This window comes from Arthrobacter sp. 05N429 (genome assembly GCF_056397045.1).
The window spans coordinates 210224-231057 of sequence record NZ_JBFTMQ010000003.1 but is presented as its reverse complement, the minus strand read 5'-3'; the positions used below and the strand labels follow the sequence as shown (position 1 = coordinate 231057).

18 protein-coding genes are annotated in these 20834 nt (G+C 68.3%); 9 read left to right on the top strand and 9 right to left on the bottom strand.

All coding sequences use genetic code 11. The features are described 5' to 3' along the window. The first annotated feature begins 62 nt into the window (after positions 1–62). The 7 genes from AC1DF4_RS08000 to AC1DF4_RS07970 all read left to right on the top strand — a co-directional run bounded on the left by AC1DF4_RS08000 (position 63) and on the right by AC1DF4_RS07970 (position 9572). The gene (locus AC1DF4_RS08000) at positions 63–2081 is read left to right on the top strand and encodes a helix-turn-helix transcriptional regulator (protein WP_476912377.1); all 2019 of its coding nucleotides are present in this window, start codon (positions 63–65) and stop codon (positions 2079–2081) included. Positions 2082–2107: 26 nt separating this feature from the next. Continuing rightward, positions 2108–2506 carry a hypothetical protein gene (locus tag AC1DF4_RS07995; protein ID WP_476912376.1) on the top strand — a complete coding sequence of 133 codons (399 nt, stop codon included), beginning with the start codon at positions 2108–2110 and terminating at the stop codon, positions 2504–2506. A 41-nt stretch (positions 2507–2547) separates the two neighbouring features. After that, positions 2548–2817 (top strand): Sec-independent protein translocase subunit TatA, encoded by a 270-nt coding sequence (gene tatA, locus AC1DF4_RS07990; protein ID WP_224046530.1) that lies wholly within the window; start codon positions 2548–2550, stop codon positions 2815–2817. A gap of 48 nt (positions 2818–2865) precedes the next feature. Beyond that, a complete protein-coding gene (gene tatC, locus AC1DF4_RS07985; RefSeq protein WP_476912526.1) occupies positions 2866–3660 on the top strand; it encodes a twin-arginine translocase subunit TatC in 795 nt (264 codons plus the stop codon). 24 nt (positions 3661–3684) lie between these two features. Further along, positions 3685–6609 (top strand): DEAD/DEAH box helicase, encoded by a 2925-nt coding sequence (locus AC1DF4_RS07980; protein WP_476912375.1) that lies wholly within the window; start codon positions 3685–3687, stop codon positions 6607–6609. Between the two features lie 94 nt (positions 6610–6703). Beyond that, positions 6704–8362, top strand: a complete 1659-nt coding sequence (locus tag AC1DF4_RS07975) for an amidohydrolase (protein WP_476912374.1) — start codon at positions 6704–6706, stop codon at positions 8360–8362. A gap of 442 nt (positions 8363–8804) precedes the next feature. Then, positions 8805–9572 (top strand): polyprenol monophosphomannose synthase, encoded by a 768-nt coding sequence (locus AC1DF4_RS07970; RefSeq protein WP_476912373.1) that lies wholly within the window; start codon positions 8805–8807, stop codon positions 9570–9572. Between the two features lie 178 nt (positions 9573–9750). On the opposite strand, the gene AC1DF4_RS07965 is transcribed toward AC1DF4_RS07970, so the two are convergent. The 4 genes from AC1DF4_RS07965 to AC1DF4_RS07950 all read right to left on the bottom strand — a co-directional run bounded on the left by AC1DF4_RS07965 (position 9751) and on the right by AC1DF4_RS07950 (position 13002). Next, positions 9751–10098: an RNA polymerase-binding protein RbpA gene (locus tag AC1DF4_RS07965; protein WP_056429445.1), complete on the bottom strand. Its 348-nt coding sequence runs from the start codon at positions 10096–10098 to the stop codon at positions 9751–9753. 305 nt (positions 10099–10403) lie between these two features. Beyond that, positions 10404–11423, bottom strand: a complete 1020-nt coding sequence (locus AC1DF4_RS07960; RefSeq protein WP_476912372.1) for an SPFH domain-containing protein — start codon at positions 11421–11423, stop codon at positions 10404–10406. Between the two features lie 97 nt (positions 11424–11520). Further along, positions 11521–11982 (bottom strand): NfeD family protein, encoded by a 462-nt coding sequence (locus tag AC1DF4_RS07955; RefSeq protein ID WP_224046535.1) that lies wholly within the window; start codon positions 11980–11982, stop codon positions 11521–11523. A gap of 144 nt (positions 11983–12126) precedes the next feature. Beyond that, positions 12127–13002: a methyltransferase domain-containing protein gene (locus AC1DF4_RS07950; protein WP_476912371.1), complete on the bottom strand. Its 876-nt coding sequence runs from the start codon at positions 13000–13002 to the stop codon at positions 12127–12129. 132 nt (positions 13003–13134) lie between these two features. Here AC1DF4_RS07950 and AC1DF4_RS07945 point away from each other — a divergent pair, with 132 nt between their 5' ends. Beyond that, the gene (locus AC1DF4_RS07945; RefSeq protein WP_476912370.1) at positions 13135–15207 is read left to right on the top strand and encodes a S9 family peptidase; all 2073 of its coding nucleotides are present in this window, start codon (positions 13135–13137) and stop codon (positions 15205–15207) included. Between the two features lie 57 nt (positions 15208–15264). On the opposite strand, the gene AC1DF4_RS07940 is transcribed toward AC1DF4_RS07945, so the two are convergent. Together AC1DF4_RS07940 and AC1DF4_RS07935 are read right to left on the bottom strand one after the other, a co-directional pair. Next, a complete protein-coding gene (locus AC1DF4_RS07940) occupies positions 15265–15927 on the bottom strand; it encodes a peptide deformylase (RefSeq protein ID WP_476912369.1) in 663 nt (220 codons plus the stop codon). Between the two features lie 9 nt (positions 15928–15936). Continuing rightward, positions 15937–16923, bottom strand: a complete 987-nt coding sequence (locus AC1DF4_RS07935) for a hypothetical protein (protein ID WP_476912368.1) — start codon at positions 16921–16923, stop codon at positions 15937–15939. Between the two features lie 71 nt (positions 16924–16994). On the opposite strand from AC1DF4_RS07935, the gene AC1DF4_RS07930 reads away from it, so the two are divergent. Further along, positions 16995–17399 (top strand): nuclear transport factor 2 family protein, encoded by a 405-nt coding sequence (locus AC1DF4_RS07930; RefSeq protein ID WP_476912367.1) that lies wholly within the window; start codon positions 16995–16997, stop codon positions 17397–17399. Positions 17400–17433: 34 nt separating this feature from the next. Here the strand turns inward: AC1DF4_RS07930 and AC1DF4_RS07925 are convergent, their stop codons facing one another. Genes AC1DF4_RS07925 through AC1DF4_RS07915 form a run of 3 tightly spaced genes read right to left on the bottom strand, consistent with a single transcriptional unit; the run spans position 17434 to position 20482 of the window. Next, a complete protein-coding gene (locus AC1DF4_RS07925; RefSeq protein ID WP_476912366.1) occupies positions 17434–18567 on the bottom strand; it encodes an FAD-dependent oxidoreductase in 1134 nt (377 codons plus the stop codon). Then, on the bottom strand, positions 18560–19216 hold the full coding sequence (locus AC1DF4_RS07920; RefSeq protein ID WP_476912525.1) for a class I SAM-dependent methyltransferase: 657 nt from the start codon (positions 19214–19216) through the stop codon (positions 18560–18562). The genes AC1DF4_RS07925 and AC1DF4_RS07920 overlap by 8 nt, the downstream gene beginning before the upstream one ends. Before the next feature lie 48 nt (positions 19217–19264). Continuing rightward, the gene (locus AC1DF4_RS07915; RefSeq protein WP_476912365.1) at positions 19265–20482 is read right to left on the bottom strand and encodes a type III polyketide synthase; all 1218 of its coding nucleotides are present in this window, start codon (positions 20480–20482) and stop codon (positions 19265–19267) included. Positions 20483–20834 lie beyond the last annotated feature (352 nt).

The following is a 20834-nucleotide window of genomic DNA, read 5'->3' as shown; positions in this document are numbered from 1 at the left end:
TTCTTCCGGTTGTTACCGCGCTTTTTGTCAGTTTCGGGCAGGGACTTTAGTACCCTTGCGGGGTGTCCGCCTCACGTACAGAACGCCTCCTGAACCTGCTCATCGCGCTGCTCAACACCACCTACGGCCTGCGCCGCAGTGAGCTGCGGGACAAGGTCTACCGCGACAGCACCAGCACCGACGTGGCCTTCGGCCGGATGTTCGAACGCGACAAGGGCGAGCTGCGGCACTTCGGCTTCGAGGTCGAGACCGTCACGGACAAGGGCTGGGGGTCCGACGATCCGGCGACCACCCGCTACCGGATCGGCAAGGAATCCAACCGGCTGCCGGACGTCAGCCTCACGCCGGCAGAGTGCACCGTCCTCATCCTCGCGGCCCAGCTCTGGGAGCACGCGGCCCTCGGCTCGGCCGCCGTCAACGCGGTGCGCAAGCTCCAGGCCTCCGGCGGACTGGTCGACGCCGAGCTCCCTGCCGGCGTTCAGCCACGGATCCGTCCCGCCGGCCAGGCCTTCGAAGACCTGGTCACTGCCATGCACGCCCAGCACCCCGTCAGCTTCCGCTACCTCGCCGGCAGCACGGGCAAGGAGGAGGAACGCCTGGTGGAGCCGTGGGGCCTCGGCAGCCGCTTCGGCCAGTGGTACCTCGTTGCCCAGGACAGGACCCGCGGGGATAAGCGTTTCTTCCGCCTCTCCCGCCTCACGTCCGCAGTGACCGTGCTGGAAAAGGAAAGCTTCACCCCGCCGGCGGACTTCAACGTGCGTTCCGAGCTGGCCTCACTGGCGGAGCTGCCGGTGAGCACCGCAGTCCTGGACGTCCAGGCGGGCAGGCTGCATGGCCTCCGTACCCGGGCCCTCAGCGCTCCCGTTGCGGAACCCGGGGCCGGACTGCCCAAAGCGGGCCGGGACCGCCTCAGCGTGCCATACCGGGACGCGGAGACCCTGGCCGAGGAACTCGCTTCCTACGGGCCGCGGGTCCGTGTGGTGTCCCCGCCCGAGCTCGTCACGTCCGTGCGGCGCCGCCTGGCGGCCGCCGAACGGTTCGCCTCGGCCCCTGTCCCGTCGGTCGCTTTCCCCGCGGCCTCCTCCCTGTCCGCTTCCTCGCAAGGCGGTGCACCCCGCCGCGGCCGTAAACGCACCTCCGAGGACCAGCTGACCCGGATGCTGCAGCTCGTGCCGTTCCTGGTGCACAACCAGGGCCTTCACATCAGCGAAGTGGCCGCAAACTTCGGGATCACCCGCAAGGAGCTCGAGGCGGACCTGCGGATCCTGATCTGCTCCGGCCTGCCCGAGGGCTACCCGGACGACCTGCTGGACATCCAGTGGGACGACGACCACGTCACCATCACGCAGGACCTCGACCTGAACCGGCCGGTCCGCTTCACCGTCGAGGAGGCCTGCGCCCTGCTGACCGGGCTGGAAACGCTCAACGGCCTGCCCGAACTTGCCGAAGGCAGCGCGCTGGAATCCGTCACGCTTAAGCTCATGGCGGCGGCCGGGGAGGAGGGGCTCAAGGCGGCAGCCCTGTCCGCCCCCGAGGTGGGCCCCGGCAACTCCGCCGCCCTGGAAACGGCGCGGGAAGCGATCCGGACGGGCGCCCAGCTGCGGCTGCGCTATTTCTCGCCGCTCCGGGATACCGTCTCCGACCGTGCCATCGACCCGCTGCGGCTCTATTCGCTGGACAACACCTGGTATCTCGAGGCTTACTGCCACTCCGCACAGGGCCTGCGCAACTTCCGGCTGGACCGGATCGAAGCGCTGGAACCCAACAGCCTGCCCGTCTCGGAGTCCGCAAAGCCCGGCGACAGTTTCCCCGTCAAGCTCTTCACCCCCAACGACGACGACGCAGTGGTAGTGGTCGAACTCACCCGCCGCGGCACGGGCCTCGCCGATGAGTACTACGCGGAGCGGACGGCGGAACTGCCTGACGGCGGGCTGCTGGCCGAAATCCGCTTCGGCAGCACTGACTGGCTCCCGATGTTCGTGGCCCAGCACGGCGGGACCGCCCGTATTGTCCAGCCGGAAGAGCTTGCGGCGACCTCCCGCCAGTGGCTGTCCGCCGCCCTCGCCCAATATGAAGACTAGCCAGCGCGGCGGCTAGACTACTCAGCATGCCTTGGTGGTCCTGGATCGTGATTTGGATAGCGCTTGTCGCGCTGTCGCTGTTGTTCTTCGTTGTGCTCGGCGTCCGGCTGTACCGGCAGTTCATGGCCGCGGCCAAGGAACTCGGAGAAGCGGGGGAGCGGTTCTCCGCCGTCCCGTCCGGCCCGGGCGCCTTCGGTTCAACCGCTGTTCATGTCGGCCGCGTAGGCTCGGACGGCGATGACGCGGGGGACGGATCCAGCCCCCTGCCGGAACCCGGATCCGCCGTTTTTGCCTCACCCGTCCAGATGGGACATGATTACCGCGCATCCAAATTCGCCCGTCAGGAAGCCCGCCGCAGGCGGCGCGTCCAGCGCAAGACGGACCGCGGCCAGCCCCAGCGGCTGCGCGACATCGAATTCAATTAGACATAGACGTAGGATGTATTTCAACGAAAGGACCTCCCGCCATGAGGCTTGAAGGCTGGCATCTCATCATCATCATCATTCTGGCACTGGTGCTGTTCGCTGCACCGAAGCTGCCCGGCATGGCCCGGAGCCTCGGCCAGTCGATGCGCATCTTCAAGTCGGAAGTCCGGGAGATGAAGAAGGACGGCGCCACGGACGCCGCGGACGGCTCCGACCCCGTTGAGGGCCGTGTCGTGAACCACCCGAAGTCCGCCGGCACGGAGACCCGCGCCGGAGACGGAACCGACGTTCCGCCGCCGAACCGCGCCTAACACCGCGTGGCAGTAACCATGAGCCGCCGGTCGAACCCCGAGGGGAGGATGGCGCTCCTCGACCACCTGAAAGAACTGCGGAACCGCCTCTTCAAGTCGGCGATCGCCGTCGTCCTCGGAACCGTCGTCGGGTTCCTCGTCTATCAGCCCATGCTTGAGGCGCTGATCAAACCGATCAGCGACCTCAACACGCATGAGGGCCGGCAGGCCACGCTGAACTTCGACGGCGTCGCGAGTTCCTTCGACCTGATGATCCAGGTGTCCGTCTTCCTGGGCCTGATCGTCGCCAGCCCGGTCTGGCTGTATCAGCTGTGGGCCTTCATCGTCCCCGGCCTGCACAAAAAGGAACGACGGCTCGCCCTGTCCTTCGTGGCAGCGGCAGTCCCGCTGTTCGTGGGCGGCGTCCTGCTGGCCTGGCTGGTGCTTCCAAACGCCGTCCGGGTGCTGACCGATTTCACGCCGTCCGGCGGCTCCAACTTCATCAGCGCCCAGGTGTACCTGTCCTTCGTGCTGCGGCTCCTGCTGGCGTTCGGCATAGCCTTCCTGTTGCCGGTGATTCTGGTCGGGCTGAACCTGGCGGGCATCGTCAAAGGCAAGCAGCTCGTCAAGAGCTGGCGGATCACCGTGTTCCTCGTCTGCCTCTTCGCCGCCATGGCTGCGCCAGGAGCGGACGCGATGAGCATGTTCTACCTTGCCGGCCCCATGCTGCTCCTCTTCTTCGCCGCCATCGGGCTGTGTTTGCTCAACGACCGCCGGCGCGAACGGCGCGCCATCAAACGGGCCGCCGAGACCGAAGCCACGGCGGACAAGGCGACTCCCAGCTCCGAGCTGGAGAATCTCTAGCCCAACGCGCACTAGGCTGGAAGCATGTCCTTACTACCCGGGCCGGAATCGCCGTCTGAACGCTACCGCGCCAGTGCCGAGCGGGCCGCAGAAGCCAAAACCTACCTGGGCGGGTTCATCCGGTCACTCGCCTTCGAACTCGACGACTTCCAGCGCGAGGCCTGCCTGTCCCTGCAGGCCGGCCGGGGTGTCCTGGTGGCCGCCCCCACCGGTGCCGGCAAGACGATCGTGGGGGAGTTCGCAATCTATCTCGCACTCCAGCGCGGGCTCAAGGCGTTCTACACCACACCGATCAAGGCCCTGAGCAACCAGAAGTACTCGGAACTGGCAGACAAGTACGGTGCCGACCGGGTGGGGCTCCTGACCGGCGACACGAGCATCAACGGCGACGCCCCGGTGGTGGTAATGACCACCGAAGTGCTCCGCAACATGCTCTACGCCGACTCCAGCACCCTGGCCGACCTCGGCTTCGTGGTGATGGACGAGGTCCACTACCTGGCGGACCGCTTCCGCGGCGCAGTCTGGGAAGAAGTCATCATCCACCTGCCCAGCGAGGTCCAGGTCGCCTCGCTCAGTGCCACAGTCTCCAACGCCGAGGAGTTCGGCGCCTGGCTGGACACGGTGCGCGGCCAGACCGACGTCATCGTTTCCGAGCACCGCCCCGTGCCGCTCTGGCAGCACGTGATGGTGGGCCGGAAAATCGTGGACCTCTTCGCCGGCGACACCACCTTCGATGAGATCGCACCTGCCGTCGGAACGGAAGTGTCCACCGCGTCCACCCGGGCCGCCGCCACGGGCAAGGCGGCCACCGCCGCCGTCGTCACCGAGCGCCCGGGCTTCGAGGTCAACCCCGAACTGCTCTCCATGGCCCGCGCCGAGAGCCAGATGAACTTCCGTGGCAGGTTCGGCCACGGCGGCCGCAACCAGCGGCGCCAGCGAAACCAGCACGGCCAGCGCGACGACGCCCAGCCGGCCGGTGCGCGCAGCCCGGTCCGGAAGGCCAGCCGCCCGCAGGTCATCGCCAGCCTGGACCGGCAGGACCTGCTCCCCGCAATCACCTTCATCTTTTCCCGCGCCGGCTGCGACGCCGCCGTCGCGCAGTGCGTCGCCGCCGGCCTGTGGCTGACCACCGAGCAGGAGCAAGCCGTCATTGCCCGGCGCGTCGATGAGGCAGCGCAGGACATCCCCTCCGACGACCTGGACGTCCTGGGCTTCTGGAGCTGGCGCGACGGCCTGCTCCGCGGGCTGGCCGCCCACCACGCCGGAATGCTGCCCACGTTCAAGGAAGTCGTGGAGAAGCTCTTCGTCGACGGGCTGGTCAAAGCCGTCTTCGCGACCGAAACTTTGGCGCTCGGCGTCAATATGCCGGCACGCTCCGTGGTGCTGGAGAAGCTCGACAAATTCAACGGCGAGGCGCACGTCAACATCACCGCCGGGGAATATACCCAGCTCACCGGCCGCGCCGGCCGGCGGGGGATCGACGTCGAAGGACACGCCGTCGTCCTGTGGCAGCCCGGCACGGATCCGGCGTCGGTGGCCGGCCTCGCCTCGCGGCGCACATACCCGTTGAACTCCAGCTTCCGGCCCACATACAACATGTCCATCAACCTGCTGGCACAGTTCGGCCGGCCCCGGGCGCGGGAGATCCTCGAATCCTCGTTCGCCCAGTTCCAGGCCGACCGGTCCGTCGTCGGGCTGGCGAAGCAGGTGCGCAGCCGCGAGGAGTCCCTGGCGGGATTCAGCAAGGCGATGAAGTGCCACCTCGGCGACTTCACCGACTACTCCCGGATCCGGCGGGCGCTCACCGACGTCGAGAAGAACGCCTCGAAGACCACATCCCGGGCCAGGAAATCCGTGACTGAGGATTCGCTGAGCCGGCTGCTCCCGGGCGATGTGGTGGATGTTCCCACGGGCCGGGCGCCCGGGCTCGCCGTCGTCCTCAGCTCCGACCACCATTCCCGTGAACCGCGGCCTGCCGTGATGACCCTGGACAACCAGCTGCGCCGGATCAGCACCCAGGACGTGGAGGGTCCGCTGTCCCCGATCACCAGGGTCCGGATCCCGAAATCCTTCAACGCCAAGGTCCCCAAGTCGCGGCGGGACCTGGCGTCCTCGGTCCGTAACGCCCTCCGGGAGAACCGGCCCCCGGCGCCGCCGAACCGCAACGACGACTTCGGCCGCGCCGCGGCTCTCCCGGACCAGGAGAAGAAGATCGCGGAGCTGCGCCGGGAGCTCCGCGCCCACCCGTGCCATGGCTGCAGTGAACGCGAAGACCACGCGCGCTGGTCGGAGCGCTACTGGAAGCTCCGGCAGGAGACCGACGGCCTGGTCCGCCAGATCCAGGGCCGCACCAACACCATCGCCAAGACCTTCGACCGGGTGTGCGGCGTCCTGTCCAGCTACGGCTACCTGGAAACTTCCGACGCCGGCGTGCTCACCATCAGTCCCGACGGGCAGCGGCTGCGCCGGATCTACGGCGAAAAGGACCTGCTGATTTCCCAGTCCCTGCGGCTGGGCGCCTTCAACGACCTCGACGCCGCCGAGGTTGCCGCCCTGGCCAGCGTTCTGGTCTACCAGGCCAAGCGTGAGGACCGCGGGCTCCGGCCCAAAATGCCGAGTATCTCCCTGGAGTCCGCCGTCGACATTGTGGTTCATGAGTGGTCCGCCCTGGAGGACACCGAGGAAGCCAACAAGCTTCCCCTGACCGGCGAACCCGAACTGGGACTGGTCTGGCCCATCTTCAAATGGGCCAAGGGCAGGCACCTGCAGGACGTCCTCAGCGGCACGGACCTCGCCGCCGGCGACTTCGTCCGGTGGGTGAAGCAGGTCATCGACCTCCTGGACCAGCTGGCGAAAATCCCGTCGCTCGACCCGCGGGTCGCGCGGCTCTGCGGGGAATCGATCAAGCTCATCAAGCGCGGCGTCGTCGCATATTCCTCCGTGGCCTGACCGCCGCAGCCGGCCACCCGGACACACCGCCCCCAACCGTCGTCGAACACGCCCGGCCCGCGCCGGCCACCAGTGACCAAGGAGTCCCCGACCCATGACCGATTCACCGGCCACCCCCGCACCGCACCAGGTAACGCTGTACCGGAACGGTTCCGTCTACACCGCCGCCGATCCTTTCGCGACGGCGATGCTGGTCGACGGCGACACGGTCGCCTGGGTGGGCTCCGAGCAGGCAGCCACCTCCATTGCCGATTCATCGATGGAGGTCATTGACCTGCGCGGCGCGCTCCTGGCGCCCGGCTTCGTCGATTCCCACATCCATCTCACCGAAACGGGCATCGCCCTGGACTCGCTGCAGCTCAGCGGCGTCCGGTCCGCCCGGGAACTGCTCGACGCCGTCGCCGGCTTCTCCTGCTCCGCTTCCAGCGCGGGCGGAACCGTGCTTGGCCACGGCTGGGACGAGACCCAGTGGGCGGACCACACCCTGCCCTCGCAGGAGGAGCTGGAACGCGCCGCCGGCGGACGGAAGGTCTACCTCTCCCGCGTCGATGTGCACTCGGCGCTCGTCTCCTCTTCGCTGGCGGCGGCCGCCGGGCTCGACGGAACGGAAGGCTCCGGCGCGGGCGGCCAGGTCAAGCTCGCCGCGCACACTGCCGCCAGGCTGGCGGCACGCAGGCTGCCCGCCGCTGCCCTCCGCGGGTACCAGCAGCAGGCCCTCGCAGAGGCGGCAGCCAACGGCTACGTGGCGCTGGCTGAAATGGCGGCGCCGCACATCGGCAGCACCGATGACCTGCAGCTTGCAGCGGGCTGGAACACGGGGCCGGACGCCGTTCCGGAGATCCTGCCCTACTGGGGTGAGCTGGCCACCTCAGCGGACCACGCGCGGTCCATCCTGGACGGGCTGGGCGTCCCCGTGCTGGGGCTGGCGGGGGACCTGAACTTGGACGGCTCGATCGGGTCGCGGACCGCGGCGCTGCGGTCTGACTACACCGACGCGCCGGGGGAGCGGGGCAACCTCTACCTCTCGGTCGCGGAAGCGGCAGCCCACCTCGCGGCGTGCTCGCTGCTCGGGATCCAGGCAGGGTTCCACGTCATCGGGGACGCAGGGCTGGATGCCGCTCTGGACGCACTTGACCTGGCGGCAGCGGAAGTCGGCGAACAGAAGGTCCGCGCCGCGGGCCACCGCCTTGAACACGTCGAGCTCGCCGACGCGGAATCCATCAGCCGGCTGGCCCGATACTCCGTGACGGTCAGCGCGCAGCCCGGCTTCGACGCTGCCTGGGGTGGAGACGCCGGGCTCTACCGGCAGCGCCTGGGAGCCCGCCGGAACGGCATGAACCCCTTTGCTTCGTTCTACGCCGCCGGCGTCCCGATCTGTTTCGGCAGTGACAGCCCGGTGACGCCGTTGCGGCCGTGGGCCAGCGTCCGGGCCTGCCTGCAGCACAACGACCCCGCCCAGCAGATCTCCGCCCGCGCCGCCTTCCTCGGCCACACGAGGGCCGGCTGGCGGGCCGCCCGGTACCGGAACCCCATGGCCGGCCAGCTGGTGCCCGGAGCCCCGGCCAGTTTCGCCGTGTGGGAGGTCGAGGAACTCATGGTCCAGGTGGCCGACGGCCGGGTCCAGTCCTGGAGCACGGATCCCCGCGCACGGACGCCGCTGCTGCCCGCCCTGGACACCGGCTCCGATCCGGTCTGCCTTCAGACCGTCCGGGACGGCCGGGAACTGTTCTCCAGCGGCGCGCTCCGGGGCTGACGGCCACCGCGTAAACTACCGGTCCGGCACCGAAACTTCACCCGCCGCAAGGCGCCCCTGGCCTGCGCCGATGGATGAAACGGCAGGTCACGGACCGGTTGACAGATCATGGCCTGCCCGTAGCATTGAGGGGCAACGGAGGGTTGCGCGCACCGCAACCTCCGGACGTCCCCCGGTCAGTTCCAGGTTGCCGCCAGCGCGGCAGCTTCTCTGGTCGTGGCCATGGGTACTCCCAGGGGGCGGGTCCACTTCGCAGCAGAAAACGGTTCCGGCGTCGTATTTCGCGGCCCGCCGCAACTGGCCCGAGGCGGGTGGACCTGCCCCGGGGGCCAGCTTCGGCCTTCGAGGGTCCGGCGACTCCCTATAATGGAGAGTTGCGCCTGGTGTCCGCTCTCCGCAGACCGCCCGGCGCTTGACCGCTCCCTTCAAGGAAAGGCCCGCTGTGCGTGTCCTCACGATCATCCCGACCTACAACGAGCTGGAATCGTTGCCCAAGACGCTCGGGCGCCTCCGCACTGCCGTGCCCGGCTCCGACGTCCTGGTTGTCGACGACAACAGCCCTGACGGCACCGGGCAGCTGGCGGACCGTATCGCCGCAGAGGACAACCAGGTCCATGTCCTGCACCGTGCCGGCAAGGCCGGACTGGGAGCGGCCTACATCGCGGGTTTCAAGTGGGGCCTGGACGCCGGCTACGACGTCCTCGTGGAGATGGACGCCGACGGCTCGCACCAGCCGGAGCAGCTTCCGCAGCTGCTCGAGGCCGTGGAACAGGGCGCGGACCTCGCCATGGGCTCCCGCTGGGTGCCCGGCGGCAGCGTCGTCAACTGGCCGCTGTACCGGCAGGCGATCTCCCGGGTGGGCAGCACCTACGCGCGGATCATGCTGGGCGTGAAGATCAAGGACGTCACGGGCGGGTTCCGTGCGTTCCGGCGGAGCACTCTGGAGAAGCTGAACCTGGACACCGTTGACTCGGTCGGCTACGGCTTCCAGGTGGACCTGGCCTGGCGCGTGGCCAAGCTTGGACTGACGATCGTCGAACGTCCCATCACCTTTGTCGAGCGTGAGCTGGGCGCCTCAAAGATGAGCGGAAACATTGTGGTCGAAGCCATGATCAATGTCACCAAGTGGGGCCTGACCGCCCGCTGGAACACGCTCAGCGGCAAACTTCCGCGCAAGGCCGCCGGCAAATCCCCCAGCAACAAGGCCTAAGCGCCGTCGGAATACGCACTCTGGGGGCATAAGCAGAGGGCCGGGTCCGCACCGTCAGGAGTGACGGTGCGGACCCGGCCCCTTTTAACGCAACGCGGGGCCACTTCCCGCCCATCCGATCGTTCAGGATGGGCCGGCAGTGACCCCGCGTTGCTTGAAGTGCTGTGGCGCGGTGTGCCTAGGCCGAGCGGCGTTCGCCGCGGCGTTCGCGCAGGATCGTGAGGCGGTCTTCGAGGATCTGCTCGAGTTCAGGCAGCGAGCGGCGCTCCAGGAGCATGTCCCAGTGTGTGCGGACTGCCTTCTCGTTGAGGTTCACAGGGCGTTCGCCATCGACGAGGAGGGCTTCCTTGCCTGTCTTCGATACCCAGACCGGGGGGATTTCCGCTTCGGAGGAGAAAGTCACGAATACCTGCTCGCCGTCCTCGCAACGGTACTCAACCCGCTGGCGCGGAGCCGGTTCGACACCGGATTCGGTCTCCATGCTCTGCGCGCCAAGGCGCATACCCCGCAGGCTGCGATCGCTCATCTTCTCTCCCTCTATTCGGTTCGCAGGGCACTGCCCTGCGCTGGCCGGGGGCCGTGAGGCCGCGCCGGACTGCTGTTTGCCTTGCGCTGATCACCAGCTGAATTGCTGGATCCATACCGGAAAAGTCGTCACAGGATTCAACGCTTAGCGAAGCTAAATTGTTCCGCCGGACTGAACCAGCCGGACAAATATTCAAGTATACGGGCATTGGACACACCGGGTAAAGCCGGCGCGGCGCCGGCGGCACCGCGCAGCAGAACGGGGAGGCACCCGCCGCGCGGATGCCTCCCCGTTCCCTCGTGTGACTAGGCTTCCGGCCGGGCCGGGAAACCGGCAGTACCGCCGGCAGGCCCGGCCACCGGGGCAGCGGCGGGTACAGCCGGGCGGGCCGCGGCGGGTTCCGCTGCGGCGTCGGAATCCGGGCCGAACAGGCTGTCGTTGGGCTGGCCGTCCTTGCTGCCGCCCAGCGCGCTGCCGATGCCCTTCAGGGCTTCGCCCACCTCGCTGGGGATGATCCACAGCTTGTTCGCTGATCCTTCAGCGATCTTCGGCAGGGTCTGCAGGTACTGGTAAGCCAGGAGCTTCTGGTCGGGGTTGCCCTTGTGGATCGCGTCGAACACCTTCTGGATGGCCTGGGCCTCGCCGTCGGCCCGGAGGATAGCCGCCTTCGCGTCACCCTCCGCCTTGAGGATCGAAGACTGGCGCTGGCCCTCCGCAGTGAGGATGGCGGACTGCTTGGTGCCTTCAGCAGTCAGGATGGCGGCGCGGCGGTCACGCTCGGCGCGCATCTGCTTCTCCATGGAGTCCTGGATGGAGTGGGGCGGATCAATTGCCTTGAGTTCCACCCGGGAGACCCGGATGCCCCAGCGGCCGGTCGCTTCGTCCAGCACGCCACGGAGTTGGCCGTTGATCTGGTCACGCGAGGTCAGGGCCTCTTCGAGGTTCAGGCCGCCGACGACGTTGCGGAGCGTCGTCGTCGTGAGCTGTTCGACCGCCTGGATGTAGTTGGCGATCTCGTAGGTGGCCGCGCGGGCATCGGTGACCTGGAAGTAGACCACGGTGTCGATCGAAACAACGAGGTTGTCCTCGGTGATCACCGGCTGCGGCGGAAAGGAGACCACCTGTTCACGCAGGTCAAGCAGCGGCAGCAGCCGGTCCACGAACGGGATCAGGATCGTGAGGCCGGGATTCAGCGTCCGCTGGTACTTGCCCAGCCGTTCGACGACGCCGGCGCGGGCCTGCGGGACAATCCGCACCGACCGGACCAGCACGATAATTACGAACGCAACGAGAACCAGCAGCACGATTGCGACTGCGATATCCATACATCACCTATTCCCCAGATTTGGTCTTGCTATGGTGTGCGGCGGTGTCCCGCCGCGTGCCCGGTGCCGGTACCGGCCGCCGGAATTCTTGCGGATGCTATTGGATCGCAGTTTCCGGCTGCGGGGCGACGACCGCGGTGGCGCCGTCGATCGCGCTGACGATCGCATGCTGGCCCGGTGACAGGACTCCGGTCTCCGAGCGGGCGCTCCAGACGTCTCCGCCGATCTTCACCAGGCCGCCGCTGGCGCTGACGGGCTCCATCACCAGGGCGGATTCGCCGATCAGGCGCTCCACATTGCTGCGGCGGTCGGCCGGGCCTTTATGCAGGTGTTTGAGCGCGACGGGCCGAACGAACCCGATCATCAGGAGCGACACGACGCAGAAGGCCACGATCTGCAGGCCAAGGTCGGCGCCGGCCAGGGAGGCGACCAGCCCGGCCAGGGCTCCGCCTCCGAGCATGATGAAGAACAGGTCCAGGGTGATCATTTCCACCACGGCAAACACGAGGAAGACCGTGAGCCACAGGGCCCACCAGTTTTCGGGTAGCCATTCAAACATCATTTCCCCCTTCGCCCCGGGGGCTGCAGGCGCAGACCCTCAGTAACTGTCCTTCCATCCTAAGCCGAACAGCCAAGGCTGCGGAGGGCCGCGGAAATCACGTGCCGAAAGTGGCCAAGTCGTTACCTTTGGGTAACCCTTGGGCTAGCGGCTCAGCTCGAAAACACTGATCCGGAACCGGGCCGACACGGCGGTCAGCGGCGGAAGCCCGGCCGTGCGGGACGCCAGCTCCCGACGGTCCAGGTGGTGTCCCGCCGGCCCCATGAGGGCCAGCCTGGCGACGTCGTCCGGGGCCAGCGAGAGGGGGATGTCCAGGTGCTCGGCGGAGTGCGCCGCGAACTGTCCCTCGAGCGAAGCCGCGAGCCGTTCGTCCTTCGCCGGGTCGATGCCGAGCAGGCCGGCCAGGCCGGCCACTTCCTCCAGATGGCCGGGCCGGGGGGTCACCACGACGAGCCGGCCTCCGGGGCGGAGCACCCGGGCGAACTCCGCCGCGTTGCGCGGCGCAAACACGACGGTGACGACGTCGACCGCGTCGTCGGCGACCGGCAGCGGCTGCCACACGTCGCTGACGACGTTCATGGCCTCCGGATTCAACCTGGCGGCGCGGCGGAGGGCGAACTTCGAAATGTCCAGGCCGATCGCCTCGACGGGTGTCGCCTCCAGCGCCAGCCGGTCCAGCAGTGCCCGGAGGTAGTGCCCGGTCCCGGTTCCGGCGTCCAGCACCGTCCCCGGCCGTTGCGCGGCAGCGCCGGCGAGTGCCGCAGCTGCCTGGTCCGCCACAGCGTCGGCGAGGGGCCGGTAGTGGCCGGCCGAAAGGAAGTCGAAGCGTGCCGCCACCATGTCGGCCGTGTCCGCTTCGAAAACAGTGCCTTTGCCGACGAGGAAGTTGAAGTATCCCTGTTTCGCCGCATCGAAGCTGTGCCCGGCAGGGCACAGCAGCGACCGGCCGGCGGGGCCACTGAAGCCGAGGCGGTTCCGGCAGACCGGGCACAGCAGGAAAGTGGCAGAGGCGGCGGGCATACCGTCCATCCTAGGGGCGGTGCCGTCCGGGCGGGCCCGACCCTCGGCAACCCGCAAACGCGCCGCCGCGGTTTCCAGACCGCCCGCGTGAGCCATTTCACAGCCGGGGAAACTGGGGCTAGGCTCGCACTCGTGAAATCCGAACATCTGCCGCTGCTGAATTCCGTCTCCGCCCCTGCCGTGCATCCGGACGGCGCACGCGCCGTGGTGTCCGTGCTGCGGCCCGATTTCGACGCCGACGCGTACGTCGGCCAGCTCTGGGCGGTGCCGCTCGGCTCCGGCGAGCCCCCGCGCCGCCTGACCCGCGGGTTCCGTGACACAGCGCCGGACTTTTCGCCAGACGGACGCGTGCTGGCGTTTCTGCGCGCCGCTGCAGGCGGGAAACCCCAGCTCCACATAGTGGAGGCTGCGGGCGGGGAGCCGCAGCCCGTCACCGATGCGCCCCTGGGAGTGTCGGCGTTCGCGTGGTCACCCGATTCCCGGCGCATTGTCTACGGTGCCCGGACCCCGGAGGACGGCCGGTACGGCAGCACGGACGGGGTGTCCGCCGGCGCCGAGGACGCCCGGCTGATCACGGACTACCAGTACCGCATGAACGGCGTCGGCTATACCGCGGACAAGCCGGTGCAGCTCTTCCTCCTGGACGTTCCGGAGCTCGGGGCCGAACCCAAGGTGGCGCCAAGGGGCCGGGCCCTGAAGGCGCGCACTGCGGCTACCGCCGGGGATACCGCCAGCAAGGCCGACGTCACGGCCGGCCTGCTGCCCGCCGCGCAGCAGCTGACCGCGGCGGCCACGGACCACAACGGCGCGGTCTTCAGCACCGACGGGCGCGCCATCTACTTCACCGCCGCCCTGCATGATGGCAGCGACGCCGACCTCGCCAGCGGCATCTACCGCATCGCGCTGGGCGGCGACACCGGGGGAGGGGAACCGGAGCCCGTCGCCCCGGCCAACACCGGCCGGCAGACCGTCCACGCCGTACGCCAGTCGCAGGACGGACAGTGGTTGTTCTTCCTCGCCCAGGATCTTGGCGATTCGGGCCAGGACTTCGTGGCCCGCAACACCGCGCTCTACGCTGTGCCGGCATCCGGCGGCGACGCCACCCAGCTGAGCGACCCGGAGACCATGGATCTCGGCTGCAACGGCAGGATCGAACTCCGCGGGGCCGACTCCGCGTTGCTGCTGAACAACGCCCGCGGAACGGTCGAGCTGCACGAATTCCAGGCCACCGGAACGCACGAGGTTCTGGTCCACGGCGAGCGTGCCGTCTCCGGCGCCGCCGCCGCGGGACCATCGCTTGTGGTCTGTTTCGCCGATGCGGCGACCGCCGGGGACGTGGCGCTGTTCGACGGCGGGCAGTTGCGCGGCCTGACGGATTTCTCCGCACGGCTGCGCTCCGATGCCGGAATCATCGAACCCCTCGAGCTCACGTTCCCTTCCACCGACGGCTACCCCGTCCACGGCTGGCTCGTGAGGCCGGCCGGCCAAGGACCCCACCCGGTCTTGCTGAACATCCACGGCGGCCCCTTTGCCCAGTTCACCGGCGCCCTTTTCGACGAGGCCCAGGTCTACGCTGCGGCAGGATACGCCGTCCTGATGTGCAACCCCCGCGGGTCCGCCGGTTACGGCCAGGCGCATGGGCGGGCCATCAAGGAGAAGATGGGCACCCTGGACATGCAGGACGTCCTGGCCTTCCTCGACGGGGCGCTCAGTAAGTTCGAGGAGCTCGACGGCGGGGCGCTCGGCATCATGGGAGGCTCATACGGCGGCTACCTCACCGCCTGGACCATCAGCCACGACCACCGCTTCAAGGCCGCCATCGTGGAACGTGGCTTCCTGGATCCCGTGAGTTTCACCGGCTCGTCCGACATCGGCTGGTTCTTCGGCGGGGAATACACCGGCCGCTCCGCCGAACAGATGACGGCGCAAAGCCCGATGGCACGGGTGGACCACGTGCGCACACCGTCCCTGGTCATCCACAGCGAGGAGGACCTCCGGTGCCCGGTGGAGCAGGGCCAGCGGTATTTCACCGCGCTCAAGCAGCTGGGCGTGGAGGCAGCGTTCCTGGTCTTCCCGGGGGAGAACCACGAACTCTCGCGCTCCGGGACGCCGCACCACCGCAAGCAGCGCTTTGATGAGATCCTGCAGTGGTGGTCCCGCTTCCTGCCGACGGCGGAAAACCCGGCCCCGGGCGCCCGCCAGTAGGGCCTCAAACATCGCGGGGCAGACAGCCGCCGGGACAGTCCCGGCCCATCGGGCGGATCAATCGCCGGGCAGGAACCCCAGTTCCTTGCGGGCTAGGCTGATGTCCGGTTGCGCCCAGCGTGCGGAATACTCCGCGTTGTTGCTGATGGAGCGCAGCTCGGCACGGTCCAGGTACAGGATGCCGTGCACATGGTCGGTTTCATGCTGGACGATCCGTGCCTGCCAGCCGCTGAACTCCCGTTGCTGCGTGCTCCCGTCCGGGGAGGCGAAGTCGAGGCGCACCGCTTCGGGCCGGGATACCGCTGCCTGCAGTCCGTTCAGGGAGAGGCATCCTTCGTAGAATGCCACCGTGGAGCCGCCCAGCGGCTCGTAGGACGGGTTGAGCATGGCGAAGAAGGGCAGCGGCTCCCGTCCGCGAGTGGCGGCGACCTCGGCGTCGACGACGAACTGGTCCTCGAGTACCGCGACCTGCAGCGGAATGCCAAGCTGGGGTGCCGCCAGGCCGACGCCAGGCGCCTTGTGCATAACGCTGCGCATGAGGTCGATCAGCTGGCCAAGTTCGGCGTCGTTGAGCTGGCCGGTAAAGGGCGCGGCAAGCTGCCGGAGCACGGGATGTCCCGCCTGGACTATGGCGGGGAGCACCCCGGCGGTGAGTACTTGCTGGACGGTTTCTTGGATGCGGGCGGCGCTGAAGTCAGTCGGCTTGGCGTCAGGAGACATGCCAACAGACTACTGGCGTCCGCAAGCCGCTGAAATAAAATCGTAGATGCGCCCGCGCAACACCGCGCCGGCGTCGATCTTCAGGACGCCGTCCCGTCCGCCCGCCGACACCCTGAGCGGCAGCAGTGTGCCCACTTTGTCATCCGCGATGGCGTGCGGATCGCAGCGTGCGGGCCGGATCCCCAGCCGGAAGTGCTGGCTGGCGCCGCCGGCGTTGATCGAGACGGAGCGCGGCCAGGGGGCGCCCTGGTCTTCGTCGAGCAGCGTGGTCCCTTCGATCCAGTTGATTGTCAGGGTTCCCGTTGAACCGGGGTTCACGGCACCCGGGGTGCTCCGCGGCGTGATGGCAAGGCCCAGCGCTGCGCTTTGCCCGTCGGCGGACACCTCGAGTTCCGGTTCCAGCCGGATTACGGCGACTGCAGCGGCCGCCTGGGCGAGGCACATTTCCGCGTTGTTCCGGCTGAGCACCCCATAGGGGTCGGCGGCGGGAACCGTCGCGGCGGGCCCAGTTCCCGTGGCGCGGGCAAGCTGAAGTTTCACCGCCGGCCCCCCGCCTGATCCGGCGGTCTGGATTCCGCACTCGGGAGCGCGCAGTTGTGCCGGCAGGATCTTCGTCTGGCCCGGCGGCAGTTCGATCCCGCCGGGAGTCGCCGGCCACTCGATGGTCCCGGAATAGAGCGGGCTCGTGAGTCCTGCGCCGAGCACGGTCACCGGGCCGGCGGTGGTGTTGGTCAGCTGGATGGCAATGATCTGGCGGCTGTAGTTGTCGCGGAGCTGGTTGATCTCGGCGGCGACCGGGCCGGCCGCGGTGGCTGGCGCCGCCGCTGCCGGCGGTTGGGACGGATCATCGGCAGGGGACGCGCCCGCGCTGCAGGAGACCGTCAGGGCGAGGGCTGCCGCGGCGGCGGCGCCTCTGAACTGCGTGGCGCTTCGGGTTCGACCGGCGGGACGTCGGAGCGTCGTCGGCAACTGGCGCAGCGGGAGGAAGCAGCCCATGGGGCCAGTGTATTCCTGGCGCAGGCCCAGGGTGACGCCACCGGGCGGGCGTTTTCGGTTAGTCTCGTTCGATGACGTCACCGACCCCTTTGGACTGCATCCTTGGCCTGCTCCGCGCCCTGGAATCCGGCGGCGGGGCCGCGGGCATCGCACCGTTCCTGGCCGAGGACTACATTTTGACCGAGGCGCCCCATCTGCTGGCGCCCGCCGGGGCGGTCCGGAACCGCGATGAAGCCCTGGCGGGGGCAGCCGCGGTCCACGACGTCGTCTCCGGGCAGCGTTTCGAGGTACGGCGTACGACGTGTGAGGGCAACCGGGTGGTGGTGGAAGCCGAGTGGACGGCCACCCTGCTGATGGACCTGCCGCACTGGAACGCCGGCGAGGTGATCCGCGCGCGGATTGCGTCCGTCTTCGAGGTCAGGGACGGCCGGGTGGCCAGCCAGGACAGCTACGACTGCTATTTCATGCCCGCCTGAGCCAACCTGCCCGGCGGGCTCACCGCAGGTTGACTCACTGCATCGTGAAACGGCGGGCCACGAATCCGTTGACCGCAGGTACGGCGCCGGCCGCCTCGATGGCGCGGTTCCGCAGTGACCATGGACCTGCCGGCAGGGGCCGCCCCAGGGCCATGTTGATTTCGGACTGGCGGGCCGCCCGGGCGGCGGCAGCCTTGCGGCCTGCCTCGAAGTCCCGGAGTTGCACCCCCACGTGCTTGCCGTGCAGCGACGCGATCACCACCGGGGCCAGGGCGACGGCGTCGAGCCAGCCCAGGTTCATGCCCTGGCCTCCGATGGGGCTGATCTCGTGGGCGGCGTCGCCGATCAGCACGGTGCGGCCGGTCACCATGCGGCGCACCAGGCGTGAGCGCACTCCGAAGCTGCTGAGCATGCTGTTGCTCGCCGGATCGACGTCGATGCCGGTTCGCTGGCGGATGCTGTCCACCAGCCAGCGGGCGTCTCCGCCGTTCCCGGAATCCGCGAGGCGGACCACCCAGCGGCGCAGATTCCCGGGTAGCGGAAAGGATTCCACGATTCCCGCCGATTCCAGGAACAGGGCCGCGTCCGGACCGAATCCGGTGGTGTCGGCGAAGTCGCCCATGAGGTAGCTGTCAGGGTAGTCCTTCGCCCGGACGGGGGTGCCGAGCTGGGAGCGGACGGTTGACCGGACCCCGTCCGCGGCGATGGCGATGGCCGCCGTGTACCGGACCGCCGCGCCGTTCGAGACGGCCTCCGCGGTGACCCGGCCGGCGTCGTCGTTCAGGTGCTTCACCCGGACTCCGCGGTGGAGCGCGGCCGGGTCGAGTTGCCGGATGCATTGTTCCAGGATGGCCGCCGTCCGGGCCTGCGGCAGGGACAGGACAAAGGGATAACTGTCCGATACACCGGCAAAGGACATCTCGGCGAGTGTCCGGCCGCCGCCGACGGCGAGGCCGCGCCGGATCAGGACACCTTCCGCCACGAGGTCCGGTGCCACGCCGATTCCCTCCAGCGCATCCAGCGACGGGGGATGGATGCCAATGGCCCTGGAGTGTGGCTCGGCGCCGGTGCGCTGTTCCAGAACCCGGACGCTCACGCCCGCCTGGAGCAGGAGGGCGGCCATGAACAGTCCCACCGGTCCGCCGCCGATCACCAGGACATCAACCATGGGCGGTCCTGTCGAGGAGCAGCAGGTTCCGGAACGGTGCGCGGCGGCGGACGATCCAGTCCGGGGGAGCGGCGGCCTGGAGTTCGGCGGCGGTGTAGCTGCGGCGGATGGACGTGAGTCCGTCCTGTCGGATGTAGGAGCGGGTGAACGGCAGGGCGCCGGCGAAGAAGAGGGCGTAGGCGGCCGGGCTGCGCCGGAGGTCGTTGTGGATGACCCTGCCGCGGCAGAGCCGCGCCGACTCGGCCAGGAACACCGGCAGTTCGTCCTCGGCCAGGTGGTGCAGCACATGGTTGGACACCACCAGGTCGAAGCTCAACCCCTCAGCGATGAGGTCGGCCGCCGTGGCCTGCCGGAACCTCACGCCCGCGGCCGGGTGACGTTCCGCGGCGAAGCGGCTGGCCCGCGGATCGGGATCGATGGCCGTGATCTCCAGGCGGAGCCCGTCCCGCGCAGCCCAGCGCGAAAGCATTATGGGCACGTCGCCGCCCCCGCAGCCGATATCCAGCAGGGTGGCCGGAGTGCCCGGACGGAGCCGGGGCCTGAGCTGGCTGACGTAGATGCCGCGCCAGCCGGAAACGGCGCGGTTGACCACGGCAAACTGGGCGTACGTGCGGTCCAGCTTGTCCGGGTCGCAGCCGGGCAGGTCCATTTCCTCGACGGCGTCGGCGGCACGTTCCCGCAGCAGGTCCACCGGCTCTCAGGCCAGGGCCGATTCCGGCTGAGTGGACACGGCCGCCGTGTCCCGGGCCGCTCGTGTTGCCTCGTCCCGGCCCCGGCTGGTGAGTTTGGTGAACAGGGCTGTTTCCACGGTCAGTCCGGGCCCGAAGGCCATGGAGCAGATCCGTTCGCCGTCGCCGTCGGCAGCACCGGCCGGCGGCAGGTCGAGGATGTGCCGGAGCACGAACAGCACGGTGGCGCTGCTCATGTTCCCGTAGTTGCGCAGGGTTTCCCGGGCCGGGACCAGTTGCTCGTCGCTCAGGTCAAGCCTGGACTGGACCTTGTCCAGGATGCTGCGGCCGCCGGGGTGGATGGCCCAGTGCCGGATGTCGCGGTAGGGGAGTCCCAGCAGGCTGCTCTCCCGGGAGAGGAGCGGTTCCAGGGCTCCGATGATGTGGTCGTCGATGATGTGGGGGACATAGTTGCCCAGGACCATCTCGAAGCCTTCGTCACCGATGTTCCACGCCATGGATTCCTCACCGACCGGCGTCAGGACCGTCTCGAAGTGGTCCAGCTGAAGCAGCGCCGGTTCGTCGGGGTCCTCACGGGCGGTCACGATGGCCGCTGCCGCGCCGTCGGCAAACAGTGCGGACCCCATGATGGTGTCCGGATCGTTCGAGGTCCGCACGTGCAGCGAGCAAAGCTCCGCGCAGACGACCAGCACGACGGCGTCCGGATCCGCCTCGCAGAACGACTTGGCCGCGCGCAGTGCAGGAAAGGCCGCGTAACAGCCCATAAAACCGAGGTGGTAGCGCTGCACGGCCGGATTCAGGCCCAGTGCGCGGACTATTTTATAGTCCGGTCCTGGGTTGAAAAACCCGGTGCAGGAGACCGTGACGAGGTGAGTTATGTCAAGTAAAGTGATTCCGGGGCAGGCATCCAGGGCCTTTTGGGCCGCCTCAATGAAGAGCTTGGTGGCCTCGGTGGCGAAGATGTCGTTGCGCACCTTAGTGCTGGGGCTGAGCAGCAAACCCGTGCCAGAGTCGAAAAAACGCGGATTCTCTGCCCGGTGGTCCTTTGTCAGTTCCGCAACGGCCGTATAGCGGGTGTCGATGGCCGCAGAGTCAAAGCAGGTGCCGACCAGCCGGGTGCCAAGCCTGGTGAGGCCCGGCTGGGCCGCGAAAACGTCCCGGGCTTCGGTTTGGACCAGAATAGTTGGCGGGACAGCAGTTTCCAGGGACCTCAGGTAGACCGTCATGGTTCATTCTCAGTGAGGCCGGCGCAGATGACAATGGATTCGGTCGCGGAACGGGCGGAATGTCCCGCCGCCGGCATTGCCTGAGCGACGCGGTCCGAAGCCCTTCCGGAGCTCGTTCCAGAACGCCGATAATCAACATTATGTAAAGTAGTTTGATTTTGTCTCTTTCACAGGGAATCCGCTGGGTATCCCCTGCGCGGCTCCCGCCCCTCCCGCCGTCGTATGGCGTGAACGAATCGGCGTTGGAACTGTCGGTGATTTTCCAGTTCATATCAGGCCCCTGACCGGGTCTTCGATATGAACGCTGCCGGCGCCTGGCACCAGCCACCTGATCAATCGAATAATGCCGGCC